This window comes from Actinomycetospora straminea, assembly GCF_028737255.1.
In the GTDB taxonomy this organism is placed as follows: Bacteria; Actinomycetota; Actinomycetes; order Mycobacteriales; family Pseudonocardiaceae; genus Actinomycetospora; species Actinomycetospora straminea.
In genome coordinates this window covers 17,862-31,467 of the sequence record NZ_JAQZAN010000001.1, presented here as the reverse complement: position 1 = coordinate 31,467, position 13,606 = coordinate 17,862, and the positions used below count along the sequence as shown (strand labels likewise).

The window sequence follows — 13,606 nt, the reverse complement described above, 5'->3', positions numbered from 1 at the left end:
ATGCCCGCCATCCCCGACGAGCACGTCGTGCGCGTCCTGCGACCGTTCGTGGCCGCCACCGGCCCGGTGCTGCGCGGCCTGCGCGACGCCGACCCCTTCCGCCTCGGCCGCCTCGCCCGCCGGCGCGCGCTCGAGCTGCAGCAGGGTGGTCACGAGACGGCCCCGGCACCGACGACCCGGCGCGGCAGGGTCGGGCGGGCGTTCCGCACGGTGCGTGCCCGCGTGCTCGACCGCCTGGCCACCTCGAAGCTCCCCGGCACCCCGCGCTGGCAGACGATGAGCCCCGAGGAGCGCGACCAGTGGTGGGTGTCGCGGGTCGGCCGCTTCACCTCGGTGGTCGCCTCGATCCCCGGCATCGGCGGCGCGCTGGCGCGCCGGCTGCCCGTCTCCGACATCCTGGGGCTGGGCGCGCAGGGCCTCGTCGTGTGCGCGATCGCCAGCGAGCACGGCATGGACGGGCGCGACGAGCAGGTGCGCCTGCTCGCGTCGGTGCTCTTCGGCCGCGACGTCGACCCCCGCCGCCACGGCGACGCCCACGGCGCCGACGTCGAGCGCGAGGCCGGCGAGCTGGCGGGCACGGTGAGCACCGAGCGCGAGGAGCGTGGGCACCTGTCCGCGCTGGCGAGCGCCGTGTGGCGCATGGGCAAGACGCTGTGGGGCCTGCAGGGCGAGCTCGACCGGCGCCCGCAGGGCAACCGTTTCTGGCGCGCGCTGGCCAACCTGCCGTTCGTGGGAGCGCTGGCGAGCTACCGCAGCGAGCGCTCGGGCCTCAAGCGCGCCGCCCGCGCGGCGGCCCGGTGGGTGGCGCGGGAGCAGGGTCGGGGGTGATGGTGTGACGTCTGACATGCCGCTGTCGGGCATTCAGGTCGCCCCCGCACGGGCATGACGCGGCGGCGACCGGAATACTCGCCGCAGGCGTCACCCGCGGCCGCGTGCCACCACCACGCGTGGGTCAGGGTCGCGCCGGACTTTCGTGAGTGAGGAGCAGGAGCAGACGTGACGTACGTGATCGCCGAACCGTGTGTCGACGTGCTCGACAAGGCGTGCATCGAGGAATGCCCTGTCGACTGCATCTACGAAGGGGGTCGGATGATGTACATCCACCCCGACGAGTGCGTCGACTGCGGGGCGTGCGAGCCGGTCTGCCCGGTGGAGGCCATCTACTACGAGGACGACGTCCCGGACCAGTGGTCGGTCTACACCCAGGCGAACGTCGACTTCTTCGACGAGCTGGGTTCGCCCGGCGGCGCGTCGAAGGTCGGCAAGGTCGAGCGCGACGCGGGCCCCGTGCCCGACCTGCCGCCGCAGGGGGAGTGACCACCAACCCGACCGCGGGTCCGACGAGCGTCGCGTTCCCGGCGCTCCCGGACTTCCCGTGGGACAGCCTCGCCGGGGCCGCCGCGGTCGCCCGCAGCCACCCGGACGGGGTGGTCGACCTGTCGGTCGGCACGCCCGTCGACCCCGTGCCCACCGCGGTGGGCGAGGCGCTGCGGGCTGCCTGGGACTCCCCGGGCTACCCGCAGACCTGGGGGACACCGGCGCTGCGCCGGGCCGCGGTCGACGCGCTCGCGCGCCGGCACGGCGCGGCCGCGTCCGCCGGGGAGGGCCTCGACCCCGACGCCGTGCTGCCGACCATCGGCTCCAAGGAGCTGGTGGCCTGGCTGCCGACGCTGCTGGGGCTGGGTGGCGACGACCTCGTCGCCTTCCCCGACCTCGCCTACCCGACCTACGAGGTCGGCGCGCAGCTCGCCGGCGCGCGCCCCGCGCGGGTGGGCGACGACGAGCCGCTGCCCGCGGGCACGCGCCTGGTCTGGCTGAACTCGCCGTCGAACCCCACCGGCCGGGTCCTCGACGCCGCCGCCCTCACGGCGCGGGTGGCCGAGGCCCGGGCGCTCGGGGCGGTCGTGGCCGCCGACGAGTGCTACCTCGCCCTGCCCGGGCCGGGTGTCGTGACGACCTCGGTGCTCGACCCCGTCGTGCACGGCGGCGACCTCACCGGGCTGCTGGCGGTGCACTCGCTGTCGAAGACGTCCAACCTCGCGGGCTACCGGGCGGGCCTCGTCGTCGGCGACCCCGCGCTGGTGGCCGGCCTGCTGCAGGTGCGCAAGCACGCCGGGATGATCGTGCCGCGGCCCGTGCAGGAGGCCATGACGGCCGCGCTGGGCGACGACCTCCACGTCGCCGACACCCGCGCCCGCTACGACGCCCGCCGCGCGGTCCTGCGCCCCGCGCTCGAGGCCGCCGGCCTGCGCGTCGAGCACTCCGAGGCCGGCCTGTACCTCTGGGCCACCGCCGGCGAGCCGTGCCGCGCCACCGTCGACCGCCTCGCCGCGCGCGGCGTCCTCGTCGCCCCGGGCGAGTTCTACGGGCCCGCCGGCGCCTCCCACGTGCGCGTCGCGCTCACGGCCTCCGACGAGGGGATCGCCGCGGCCGCGCGACGCCTGGCGGAGTGACGGCGAGGAGGACAGCGGGGTGGACAGCGGAGTGACCGCGGAGTGAGCCAGCCGGCCACCCGGCAGCCGGTGCGGCCGGTCGTCGTCCTCCTCGCGGTCCTCGCGCTGGGCCTCAACCTGCGCGCCGCGCTCTCGGTCTACCCGCCGCTGCTGGAGACGATCCGCGCCGACCTGGGCGTCTCGGCGGGCTTCGCGGGGCTCGTGCAGGCCGCGACGGTCCTCATGATGGGCGCCGGCTCGTTCGCCGCGCCCGCCCTCGCGCGCCGCACGGGCCGTGAGCAGGCCGCGGCGCTGGGCGTCGCGGCGATCGCGCTCGGCACGCTGACCCACGGGCTGCCCGCGGCGGTGCCGCTGGTCGCCGGCAGCCTCGCGATCGGGCTGGGCATCGGCGTCGTCGGGGTCGCGATCACCGGCGTCGTCCGCGACCACCTGCCCGACCGCGCCGGCGCCGCCACCGGCCTCTACACCGTGTCGATGATGGGCGGCGCCACCGTCGCCTCGCTGACCGCGCTGCCGCTGCAGGACCTGCTCGGTGGGTGGTGGTGGGCGCTCGCGGCGTGGACGGTGCCCGCCGTGCTGGCTCTCGTCGTGTGGTGGCCGGTGACAAGGCGCCTGCACGACGTGCCGGCGCCGCCGCCGGTCCACCTGCCGTGGCGCAACCGGTTCGCGCGGCTCGCGGTGCTGTTCCAGGCGATGTCGTCGGTGCAGTTCTACGGGTGGCTGACGTGGCTCGCCCCGCTCTACGAGGCACAGGGGTTCTCGACGGCCCGGGCGGCGGTCGTGCTGTCGGTGTGGAACGTCGTGCAGATCCCGGCGGCCCTGCTGGTGCCGGTGCTCGCCGAGCGCCGGCGGGCCTGGGCGCCGTGGGCGGCGTTCTGCGTGGTGTGCGCCGGCGTGGGGGTGGCGGGGATCCTCGCCGCGCCCGTGCTGCCCGTCGTCGGGCCGTGGCCGTGGGTGGTGCTGGCGTCGGTCGCGGTGGGCGCGGGTTTCCCGCTGGGCCTCGCGGTGGTCGCCTGGCGGACCCCGGACGGCGCGACGTCGGCGTCGGTGTCGGCGCTGACCCTCGGCTCGGCCTACGTCCTCGCCGCGCTCGCGCCGCCGGTCATGGGCGTGCTCATCGACCTCGCGGGCTTCCGCGCGGCGCTGGTCGTGATCCTGGCCGCCGTCGCGGTGCAGGGCGTCGCGGTCGTGCTGCTGGGCCCGCGCCGGGTCACCTACGAGGCGTCCTAGCCGAGGACAGCCCAGCCGAGGACACCCGGCCGCCCGACCGTCCCGGGCGGACGCCCGGGCGGACCGGGCGCGCGACCCTGGCCCGCGGGAGCCCGGCGGCGCGACCGTCGTCGCCGTGACCGCGACCCTCACCCCGCCCGCCCCGACCACCACCCGGCTCGTCCGGCGCGCCGCGCTCGTCGTCGCGCCGCTCGGCCCGCTCGCGATCGCCGGGGTGCGCGCACTGCTGCCCTACGACACCACCGACGACCCCGGCACCCTCGTCGCCCGGGTCGCCGGGGACCTCGGCGCGCAGTCCGTGGTGCTGTGGCTGTCCCTGCTCGCCCTGCTCACGCTGCCGCTCGGGGTGCTGGTGGTGGGCGCGGTCGCCGTGCGCGCCCGCCCGGTCCTGGGTCTCGTCGCCGCCGCGCTCGCGTGGGTGGGCTTCGCGAGTCTGGCGGTCGTCGTCGCGCCCGACCTGGTCGCCCGCGCCGGCCTCGCGGCGGGCCTGCCGGAGGGGAGCACCGCGGCGCTCGTCGCGGCGGTCGTGGCCGACCCCGTGACCACCGCCGGCACGACGCTGTTCGTCGTCGGGCACGTCCTGGGCACCGTGCTGCTCGGGGTGGCGCTGTGGCGGGCGGTCCCGCGGTGGGCGGCGGTCGCGCTGGTCGTGTGCCAGCCGCTGCACCTCGTCGCCGCCGTGGTCGTCCCGCACCACGTGGTCGACGGCCTGGCCTGGGTGCTCACCGCCGCGGGGTTCGCCGCCGCGGCGTCGGTGTGGGCCGGTCGCTCGGTCAGCTCGGTCAGCTCGGTCAGCTCGGTCAGCCCGGTGACGGCCGCAGGCGACGCGTGACGGCGCCGTGCACGGGTTCGACGACCCGCGCCGCCACCGGGCCCAGGATCGCCATGAGCAGCACGTACGTCGTCGCCAGCGGCGCGAGGCCGGGGTCGACGGAGCCGGTGGTCAGCGCCAGCCCGGCGATGACGATCGAGAACTCCCCGCGGGCCACCAGCGCCGCCCCCGCGCGCCACCGTCCGAGGCGCCCCACACCGATCTGGCGGGCCGCGAACCAGCCCGCGCCGAGCTTCGTCGCCGTCGACACGATCGCCAGCGCGATCGCGGCCGGCAGCACCGCGGGGACCTGGCGCGGATCGGTGTTGAGCCCGAAGACGACGAAGAACACCGCGGCGAACAGGTCGCGCAGCGGGGCGAGCACGCGGGTGGCGTTCTCCGCGGTGTCCTCGGAGATCGCGATGCCGAGCAGGAACGCCCCGACGCCGGCGGAGACCTGCAGCTGCGAGGCGATGCCCGCGACGAGCAGCGCGATGCCGAACACGCGCAGCAGGAACACCTCGGTCGTCGGCGACTCCACGACCGCCGAGACCGCGCGCCCGAAGCGCAGCGCCACGACGAGCACGATGACCAGGAGCACGACGGCGATCGCGACCGTGCGCAGCCCCGCCACGAAGCCCAGCGCGGCGAGCGCGGCGGTGGTGATGGGGAGGTAGAGGGCCATCGCGAGGTCCTCCATGACGAGGACCGAGAGCACGGCCGGGGTCTCCCGGTTGCCGAGCCGGCCGAGCTCGTCGAGGACCTTCGCGACGATCCCCGACGACGACACCCACGTGACCCCGGCCATCGCGAGCGCGCCCAGCGGGCCCCACCCGAGGATCAGCGCGGTGATCGCACCGGGTGCGGCGTTGAGGACCATGTCGACGATCCCCGCGAGCCACGAGCGGCGCAGGCCGCCGATGAGGTCGGACGCGGAGTACTCGAGGCCCAGCAGCAGGAGCAGCAGGACGACGCCGACCTCGCTGGCGACGCCGGTGAAGGGCTCGATGCCCTCGAGCGGCACCAGCCCGCCGGACCCGAACGCGAGCCCGCCGAGCAGGTAGAGCGGGACCGGCGAGATGCCGAGGCGCCCGGCGAGGCGCCCGAGCACGCCGAGCCCGAAGAACAGCGCGCCCAGCTCGATGAGCGAGAGGGCGGTGGAGTGCACTGCCCGGTCAGCCGTCCTCGAGGATCGCGGCCGCCCGCCCGAGGCCCTCGCCGGTGCCCACCACGACGACGAGGTCGCCGGCACGGAACACGAACTCCGGGCCCGGCGACGGCGACACGACGTGGTCGCGCACCACGGCGACGATCGACGTGCTGGTGCGCGTGCGCATCGCGGTGTCGCCCAGCGTGCGGCCGTCGTAGGGCGACCCCGCGCCGACCGGGAACTGCGCGGTGCTGATGCCCTCGACCTCGCGCTGCTGGTCCTGCAGCTGGGCCACCAGGTTCGGCGCGCCGAGCAGGGTGCCGAGCGCCTGGCCCTCGGCGTCGGACAGCGCCACCGACGCGCTGCACGCGTCCGGGTCGTCGCGTCCCGAGACCAGGAGCTCCCGGTGCCCGTCGCGGTGGGTCAGCACCCCGATCCGGCGCCCCGCCGCGGTGTCGAACTCCTGCTTGGTGCCGATCCCGGGCAGCCGGGTGACCTCGACGTCCACGATCGTCAGGTTACGTCGGCGTCAGTCGTTCGCGTGCAGGGCGGCGTTGAGCTCGACCCGCGCGCCCTCGGTGCGCGGCAGGGCGTGCACCGCGCCGGTGACGGAGTCGCGGCGGAAGAGCAGCCCGGGACGCCCGGAGAGCTCGACGGCCTTGACCACGCTGCGGTCCTCGAGGGTGACGCGCGTGCCCGCGGTGACGTAGAGGCCGGCCTCGACGACGCAGTCGTCGCCGAGCGAGATCCCGATGCCGGCGTTGGCGCCCAGCAGGCAGCGCTCGCCGATCGCGATGACCTCCTTGCCGCCGCCCGAGAGCGTCCCCATGATCGACGCGCCGCCGCCGACGTCGGAGCCGTCGCCGACGACCACGCCGCCGGAGATGCGGCCCTCGACCATCGAGCTGCCCAGCGTCCCGGCGTTGAAGTTGACGAAGCCCTCGTGCATCACGGTCGTGCCGCTCGCGAGGTGCGCGCCGAGGCGCACGCGGTCGGCGTCGCCGATGCGCACGCCGGACGGGATGACGTAGTCGACCATGCGCGGGAACTTGTCGACCGCGTAGACGGTCACCGGGCCGCGGCCGCGCAGGCGGGCGCGGACGCGCTCGAACTCGGGCACCGGGCAGGGGCCGTGGTTGGTCCACACGACGTTGGCGAGGTGGCCGAAGATGCCGGTCAGGTCGACGCCGTGGGGCGGCACGAGGCGGTGGGAGAGCAGGTGCAGGCGCAGGTAGACGTCGTAGGCCGAGGCCGGCGGGCCGGTGAGGTCGGCGACGGTGCGCACGGCGACGACCTCGACGCCGCGGTCCTGGTCGGTGCCCAGGGCGTCGACGAGCGACGGCTCGAGCTCCCCGGCCGGCACGATCACCGTGCCCGGCTCCTCGGTCATCCCGCCCGCGGCACCGTCCGCCTCCGCCAGCTCGGGCAGCGGGTACCAGGTGTCGAGGACGGTGCCGTCGAGGGCGACGGTGGCCAGTCCGACGCCGAGGGCGCGGGACGGCGGCGCGGGGGTGCTCATCGCGGGCCAGGCTAGTCGTCCGCCAGGGTGGTGGCCGTGACCGCACCGGCGACGGGCGCGACCCGCCGCGCCCCCGGCCGGGTGGCGACCGCCGCGACCCTGCTGGCCGGCGTCGCGGGCGTCGTGGACCTGTGGGCCGTGACGAGCCTCGGCGGGCCGTTCGCCGGGGTCGTCACCGGCAACCTCGTCACCGCGGGCGGGGCGGCCGGCCGCGGTGACCTCGGCGCGCTGTGGCCCCCGGCGCTCGCCGTGCTCGGGTTCGCCGTCGGGGTGGTGGTGTGGTCGCTGGCGTGGCGGCGGCACCCCGCCTCCGTCGCCCGGCCGCTGCTCGCGGAGCTCGTCGTGCTGGTCGCCCTGGCGGTGGCGTGGGTGCTCGCCGGCGCCGGGCCGCCGGGCGTCGTGCTCGTCCTGCTGATCGCGGCGTCGCTCGCGATGGGCGCGCAGAGCGCCACGGCGCTGCGGCTCGGGGAGTCGACGACGTACCTCACCGGCACGCTCACCGGCGGGCTCGCGACGCTCGTGGCCGGCGGGTCGCGCGGGCGGGTGCTCGCGCTGCGCCAGCTCGGCGCGCTCGTCGTGGGCGCCGCGGTGGCGGCGGTCCTGCTCGGCGTCGCGCGGTGGTCGGTGCCGTTGCTCGCGGTCGCGCTGCTGGTCGCGGCGCTGGGGGTGCTGGGACGGCCGCCGCGGACCCGTCCGGGGGCTGACGGCGAGCCCCCGAGCGGGTGAGGGGGCGGTCCTCCGTCGGACGGACCGAACACCCGGTTAGCCTCCGACAGCGTGAGTGCCCCGCCCGTGACCCTCGACCTGCTCGCCGACCCGGTGTCGCTGACCGCCGCGCTGGTCGACGTGCCGAGCGTGTCCGGCGACGAGCAGGCCCTCGCCGACGCGCTCCAGGCCGCGCTGGCGAGCCAGGCGCCGCACCTGGAGCTGTTGCGCTCGGGGCAGGCGCTCCTCGCCCGCACGCGCCTCGGGCGCCCGCGCCGGGTGCTGCTCGCCGGGCACCTCGACACCGTGCCGATCGCCGACAACGTCCCCTCCCGGCGCGACGGCGGGACGCTGTACGGCTGCGGGACGAGCGACATGAAGTCCGGGGTGGCGGTGATGACGCACCTCGCGGCCGCGCTCGTCGAGCCGGCGCACGACGTCACGCTCGTGCTCTACGACTGCGAGGAGGTCGAGGCGTCGCGCAACGGCCTCGGGCGGCTCGAGCGCGAGCACCGCGACTGGCTCGACGCCGACCTCGCGCTGCTCGGCGAGCCCACGTCCGGCCAGGTCGAGGCGGGGTGCCAGGGCACGCTGCGGGTCGTGGTGCGCACCGAGGGACGTCGCGCGCACTCGGCGCGGTCGTGGCTGGGCAGCAACGCGATCCACGCCGCGGCGCCGATCCTGGCGCGACTGGCGGGGTACGAAGCGCGCGACGTCGACATCGACGGCTGCGTCTACCGCGAGGGCCTGCAGGCGGTGCGGATCGCCGGCGGCGTGGCGGGCAACGTCGTGCCCGACGTCTGCGAGGTGACGGTCAACTTCCGCTTCGCGCCCGACCGCTCGCTCGACGACGCCCGCGCCCACGTCGCGGAGGTGTTCGCGGGGTACGACCTCACCGAGACCGACGCCTCGCCGGGCGCGCTGCCGGGGCTCTCCGCGCCCGCGGCCGCCGACTTCGTCACCGCGACCGGGACCGTGCCCGTCGCCAAGTACGGCTGGACCGACGTCGCCCGCTTCGCGGCGCTGGGCATCCCGGCCCTGAACTTCGGCCCGGGCGACCCGAACCTCGCCCACACGCGCGAGGAGTCGGTGCCCGTGGCGGCGATCTCCGAGGCCGGCGACGTCCTGCGCACCTACCTCACGCGCGCCTGAGCCGGGGTGGGAGGCAGCGAAGGTCACCCTCGCTGCCTCCCACGCACCCAGGGAGTCCCTCGCCCCGAACGGCGCGCCTCAGACCGCGGCGACCTCGCTGCGGCCCGCGACGAGCTGGCGGGTGACGGTGGCGATGCGCTGGCCCGCGTACCGCGTGGCGTGGCGCGTGTCATCCGAGATCGGGATCGAGCCCTGGCCGTCGACGTGCGACGGGCCGTAGGGGTTGCCGACCGTGAACTGGATCGGGTCGGTGTAGCCCGGGGTCACGATCACGCCGCCGAAGTGGTGGATCGTGTTGTAGAGCGCGAGCAGCGTGGACTCCTGGCCGCCGTGGGCGGTCGAGGTCGACGTGAAGCCCGAGTACACCTTGTCGGCGAGCTGGCCCTGCGCCCACTGCGGGCCGAGGGTGTCGATGAACTGCTTGAGCTGCGCGGCGATGTTGCCGTAGCGCGTCGGCGAGCCGAACACGACCGCGTCGGCCCACAGCACGTCGTCCGCCGTCGCCTCGGGGACGTCGGCGGTGGCCTCGGCGTGGCGCTGCCAGGCCTCGTTGGCCGCGACGGCCTCCGGCGGCGCGAGCTCGCGCACCTTGCGGAGGCGCACCTCGGCGCCCGCGTTCTCCAGGCCCTTCGCGTACTCCTGGGCCAGCTCGTGGATGGTGCCGGTCGAGCTGTAGTAGATGATCGCGACCTTGGGCGTGACCGTCGCCACGGTGGTTCCTCCTCGGGGGGTGGTTCGTGCTTCAACCATCCGGGGCGTGCCACGCAGCGGGCCGTCGCAAACCGTGGACCCGGCGGTCCGGCCCCGTTCGGGGCGGGCTCCTAGGCTCGGCCGCATGCTCCACGACGACCCGGCGGGCACTGACGCCACCGCGCCGCGCCCGACCACCATCGACCGCCGTCGCCCGGAGCACCGCGACCCGGCACGGCTGAGCTCCACCACCGACCAGCGCCTGCTGGACTCCCGGGGCCCCGCGGACTGGGTGCACTCCGACGCCTGGCGCCTCCAGCGCATCCAGGCCGAGTTCGTCGAGGGCTTCAGCGTCCTCGCCGAGATCCCGCGCGCGGTGACGGTGTTCGGGTCGGCGCGCACGCCGCGCGAGCACCCCGACTACGCGCTCGGCATGGCGCTGGGCGGGGCGCTGGCGAACGCGGGCTACGCCGTCATCACCGGCGGCGGTCCCGGGGTCATGGAGGCCGCCAACCGCGGGGCCGCCGAGGCCGGCGGGCTGTCGGTGGGCCTGGGCATCGAGCTGCCCTTCGAGCAGGGCCTCAACCCGTGGGTCGACCTCGGCGTCGGGTTCCGCTACTTCTTCGCCCGCAAGACGATGTTCGTCAAGTACGCGCAGGCCTTCGTCTGCCTGCCCGGCGGCTTCGGCACGCTCGACGAGCTGTTCGAGGCGCTCGTGCTGGTGCAGACGGGCAAGGTCACGCGGTTCCCGGTGGTGCTGCTGGGCACGAGCTACTGGGGCGGGCTCGTCGAGTGGCTCGCGGGCGCCGCCGTCGACGCGGGGACGATCAGCCGCCACGACGTCGACCTCATCCACCTCACCGACGACATCGACGAGGTGGTCGCCATCGTCGAGGAGGGCTTCCGCGAGGTCGTGGGCTCGTGAGGGTCTGCGTCTTCTGCGCCTCGGGCCCGGTGAGCGAGGCGGCGATCGCGCTGGCCGGAGAGGTCGGCGCCGCCATCGCCGCGCGGGGGTGGAGCCTCGTCTCCGGCGGCGGGCGGGTGTCGATGATGGGCGCGGTCGCCCGCGCCGCGCGCGAGGGCGGGGCCCGGACGGTCGGGGTCATCCCCGAGGGGCTCGTCGCGCTCGAGGTGGCCGACGACCAGGCCGACGAGCTGGTCGTCGTCGGCGACATGCGCACCCGCAAGGCCGAGATGGACGCGCGCAGCGACGCGGTGCTCGCCCTGCCCGGCGGCCTCGGGACGCTCGAGGAGCTGTTCGAGGCCTGGACGTCGCACGCGCTGGGGATGCACGACAAGCCGGTGGTCGTGCTCGACCCCGACGGCCACTACGACCCGCTGTTCACGTGGCTCGAGGACCTGCGACTGACCGGGTTCGTCACCGCGCGCGGGATGTCCGGGGTGGTGCGCACGACGACCGTGGACACCGCCCTCGACGCGCTCGACCCGGCCCGCACCTCGGAGGTCGTGTCAGGATCGGGGTGATGACCACCCACCGGCCGACACGCCCCCTGCTGCCGCCCGACGGGCGCGTCGCGGTGATGGCGATCGTCAACCGCACGCCGGACTCGTTCTACGACCGCGGCGCCGCCTGGGACCCCTCGGCGGCGCTGGACGCGGTGGACCGCGCGGTGGCCGAGGGCGCGGACGTCGTCGACGTCGGCGGGGTGAAGGCCGGCCCCGGGCCCGGGGTGGACGTCGCCGAGGAGCTGCGCCGGGTGCTGCCGACCGTCGCGGCCGTGCGCGACCGCCACCCCGACGTCGCGATCAGCGTCGACACCTGGCGGGCCGACGTGGCGCGCGAGGTCTGCGCGGCGGGCGCGGACCTCATCAACGACACCTGGGCGGGCGTCGACCCGGCGCTGGGCGAGGTGGCCGCCGAGTTCGGCGCGGGGATCGTCTGCTCGCACACCGGCGGCGCCGTGCCCCGCACCCGCCCGCACCGCGTGCGCTACACCGACGTCGTGGCGGACGTGATCGACGAGGTCACGCGGCAGGCGCGGGCACACGAGGCCGCGGGCGTCGACCCGGCGCGCATCCTCGTCGACCCCACCCACGACTTCGGCAAGAACACGTTCCACGGCCTCGAGCTGCTGCGCCGCCTCGACGAGCTCGTCGCGCTCGGGCGCCCGGTGCTCATGGCCCTGTCGAACAAGGACTTCGTCGGCGAGACCCTCGGCACCACCGAGGTCACCGAGCGCCTCGAGGGCACGCTCGCCGCGACGGCCGTGGCGGCGTGGGCCGGCGCGCGGATGTTCCGCGCGCACGAGGTGGCGGCCACCCGCCGCGTCGTCGACATGGTGTCGGCGATCCGCGGCGACCGCGCCCCGGTCCGGACCGTGCGGGCGCTGGCGTGATGGTGCGCTGCGCGCAGGTGAGCAGAAACGCGTGCTCCAGCATTCCTTTCTGCTCACCTGCGCCGGAGGCGCACCGGTGAGGGACGCGACCGAGGACTGGTTCGCGCGCCGGACCTGGGCGCACCCGGACTGGACGCCCGAGGCCCTCACGGCCGCCAAGCGGGGGCGCTCGGTGTCGGTGGTGCTGCCCGCGCTCGACGAGGAGGCGACGGTCGGCGGGGTCGTCGCCGCGGTGCGCCCGCTGCTCGGGACGCTGGTCGACGAGCTCGTCGTCGTCGACTCCGGCTCCACCGACGCCACCGCCGAGCGCGCCCGGGCGGCCGGCGCCCGGGTCGTGCCGCGCGACGCCGTGCTGCCCGAGGTCCCGGTCCGGCCGGGCAAGGGCGAGGTGCTGTGGCGCTCGCTGGCCGCGACGTCGGGCGACCTCGTCGTCTTCCTCGACTCCGACCTCGTCGACCTCGGCCCCGACTTCGTCACCCACCTGCTCGGCCCGCTGCTCACCGTCGCCGGGGTGGCGCTGGTCAAGGGCTTCTACCACCGCCCACTGCGCACGTCCGACCACGACGCCGCACTGACCGGCGGTGGTCGGGTCACCGAGCTCACCGCCCGCCCCGCCCTCGCCGCCCTGCGCCCCGAGCTCGCCGGCGTCGTCCAGCCGCTCGGCGGGGAGTACGCCGCCACCCGCGAGCTGCTCGAGTCGCTGCCGTTCGCCGCGGGCTACGGCGTCGAGATCGGCCTGCTGCTCGACACCCACCGCGAGCGGGGCCTCGACGCGATCGCGCAGGTCGACCTCGGGGTGCGCAAGCACCGCCACCGCAGCCTGCGCGCGCTCGGCGCCACGGCGGCCGAGGTGCTCGACGCCGTGCTGCGCCGCTGCGTGCCCGGCCACCCCGGCAGCGACCCGCTGACCCAGTTCGTGCCCGTCGACGGCGACTGGCTGCCCGACGAGCAGGCCGTCGCCACGACCGACCGGCCGCCGCTGGCGTCGGTGACGACACGCCGCGCCACCGGGACCTGACGGGCGGTAGCCGGCGGGAAGTGTCGGGGTCGCCACCTACGATCGGGGGCATGGGCAGCGCGCTGGTGTACGTCATCGTGGTCGGCCTCGTGGCCGCCGCGGTCTACCTGCTCGCTGCGTTCGTCTTCGGCCGGGGCGAGGAGCTGGCCCCGATGCCGCCCGGCGCCACGCCGACGCGGCTGCCGGCGCGTGACCTCACCGGCGGCGACGTGCGCGACCTGCGCTTCCAGCAGACCCTGCGCGGCTACAAGTGCAGCGAGGTCGACTGGGCGCTCGAGCGCCTCGCCGCCGAGGTCGACGCGCTGCGGGCGCGCGTCGAGGCGATGGAGGGTGCCGCGGCCGGGCCGCCCGAGGCCGGGCCGCCGGTGGAGCCCGCGACGGTGGTGCGCACCAACGGCAGCGCTCACGGTCTCGGTCACGGGCACGGGCGGGCCGACGGCGTCGCCGACCCGACGCCCACCGACCCGACGGTCCCGGCCGGCAGCAGCGCGGGAGGGAGCGCGGGAGGTGACGCGCGCGGC

15 protein-coding genes and 1 pseudogene are annotated in these 13,606 nt (G+C 76.2%); 12 read left to right on the top strand and 4 right to left on the bottom strand.

From position 1 onward, the window contains the following. The 5 genes from PH190_RS00175 (at window position 1) to PH190_RS00155 (ending at window position 4,515) form a co-directional block, all read left to right on the top strand. Window positions 1–828: a hypothetical protein gene (locus PH190_RS00175; RefSeq protein ID WP_274229483.1), complete on the top strand. Its 828-nt coding sequence runs from the start codon at window positions 1–3 to the stop codon at window positions 826–828. A 168-nt stretch (window positions 829–996) separates the two neighbouring features. Then, window positions 997–1,317, top strand: a complete 321-nt coding sequence (gene fdxA / locus PH190_RS00170) for a ferredoxin (RefSeq protein WP_133827292.1) — start codon at window positions 997–999, stop codon at window positions 1,315–1,317. After that, window positions 1,314–2,453 (top strand): succinyldiaminopimelate transaminase, encoded by a 1,140-nt coding sequence (dapC, locus tag PH190_RS00165; RefSeq protein WP_274229482.1) that lies wholly within the window; start codon window positions 1,314–1,316, stop codon window positions 2,451–2,453. Before fdxA ends, dapC begins: the two co-directional genes overlap by 4 nt. Before the next feature lie 42 nt (window positions 2,454–2,495). After that, window positions 2,496–3,683: an MFS transporter gene (locus PH190_RS00160; protein WP_274229481.1), complete on the top strand. Its 1,188-nt coding sequence runs from the start codon at window positions 2,496–2,498 to the stop codon at window positions 3,681–3,683. Window positions 3,684–3,798: 115 nt separating this feature from the next. Next, window positions 3,799–4,515, top strand: a complete 717-nt coding sequence (locus PH190_RS00155; protein WP_274229480.1) for a hypothetical protein — start codon at window positions 3,799–3,801, stop codon at window positions 4,513–4,515. Here the strand turns inward: PH190_RS00155 and PH190_RS00150 are convergent. The 3 genes from PH190_RS00150 to dapD are packed head-to-tail and all read right to left on the bottom strand — an operon-like array spanning window position 4,484 to window position 7,163. After that, window positions 4,484–5,662, bottom strand: a complete 1,179-nt coding sequence (locus PH190_RS00150; protein ID WP_274229479.1) for a cation:proton antiporter — start codon at window positions 5,660–5,662, stop codon at window positions 4,484–4,486. The two genes, PH190_RS00155 and PH190_RS00150, sit on opposite strands and share 32 nt — an antisense overlap. 7 nt (window positions 5,663–5,669) lie before the next feature. After that, the gene (locus PH190_RS00145) at window positions 5,670–6,152 is read right to left on the bottom strand and encodes a cation:proton antiporter regulatory subunit (protein WP_274229478.1); all 483 of its coding nucleotides are present in this window, start codon (window positions 6,150–6,152) and stop codon (window positions 5,670–5,672) included. A gap of 21 nt (window positions 6,153–6,173) precedes the next feature. Further along, window positions 6,174–7,163 carry a 2,3,4,5-tetrahydropyridine-2,6-dicarboxylate N-succinyltransferase gene (gene dapD, locus PH190_RS00140; protein ID WP_274229477.1) on the bottom strand — a complete coding sequence of 330 codons (990 nt, stop codon included), beginning with the start codon at window positions 7,161–7,163 and terminating at the stop codon, window positions 6,174–6,176. A gap of 36 nt (window positions 7,164–7,199) precedes the next feature. Between dapD and PH190_RS00135 the strand changes: the two genes are divergently transcribed. Both PH190_RS00135 and dapE read left to right on the top strand, forming a co-directional pair. Beyond that, window positions 7,200–7,889 (top strand): DUF1275 family protein, encoded by a 690-nt coding sequence (locus tag PH190_RS00135; protein WP_274229476.1) that lies wholly within the window; start codon window positions 7,200–7,202, stop codon window positions 7,887–7,889. A 51-nt stretch (window positions 7,890–7,940) separates the two neighbouring features. Next, entirely contained in the window at window positions 7,941–9,020 is a 1,080-nt protein-coding gene (gene dapE / locus PH190_RS00130) for a succinyl-diaminopimelate desuccinylase (RefSeq protein WP_274229475.1), read from the top strand. Window positions 9,021–9,098: 78 nt separating this feature from the next. On the opposite strand, the gene wrbA is transcribed toward dapE, so the two are convergent. Next, window positions 9,099–9,731: an NAD(P)H:quinone oxidoreductase gene (gene wrbA, locus PH190_RS00125; protein ID WP_274229474.1), complete on the bottom strand. Its 633-nt coding sequence runs from the start codon at window positions 9,729–9,731 to the stop codon at window positions 9,099–9,101. 124 nt (window positions 9,732–9,855) lie between these two features. Between wrbA and PH190_RS00120 the strand changes: the two genes are divergently transcribed. The 5 genes and pseudogenes from PH190_RS00120 to PH190_RS00100 form a co-directional block, all read left to right on the top strand. After that, entirely contained in the window at window positions 9,856–10,635 is a 780-nt protein-coding gene (locus PH190_RS00120; RefSeq protein WP_274229473.1) for an LOG family protein, read from the top strand. Next, entirely contained in the window at window positions 10,632–11,195 is a 564-nt protein-coding gene (locus PH190_RS00115) for an LOG family protein (RefSeq protein WP_274229472.1), read from the top strand. The genes PH190_RS00120 and PH190_RS00115 overlap by 4 nt, the downstream gene beginning before the upstream one ends. Beyond that, window positions 11,195–12,067, top strand: a complete 873-nt coding sequence (gene folP, locus PH190_RS00110) for a dihydropteroate synthase (RefSeq protein WP_274229471.1) — start codon at window positions 11,195–11,197, stop codon at window positions 12,065–12,067. The genes PH190_RS00115 and folP overlap by 1 nt, the downstream gene beginning before the upstream one ends. A gap of 76 nt (window positions 12,068–12,143) precedes the next feature. Continuing rightward, window positions 12,144–13,085: a glucosyl-3-phosphoglycerate synthase gene (locus tag PH190_RS00105; protein ID WP_274229470.1), complete on the top strand. Its 942-nt coding sequence runs from the start codon at window positions 12,144–12,146 to the stop codon at window positions 13,083–13,085. A 50-nt stretch (window positions 13,086–13,135) separates the two neighbouring features. Next, window positions 13,136–13,414: pseudogene (locus tag PH190_RS00100) on the top strand (DivIVA domain-containing protein); the annotation flags it as partial. Window positions 13,415–13,606: the final 192 nt, after the last annotated feature.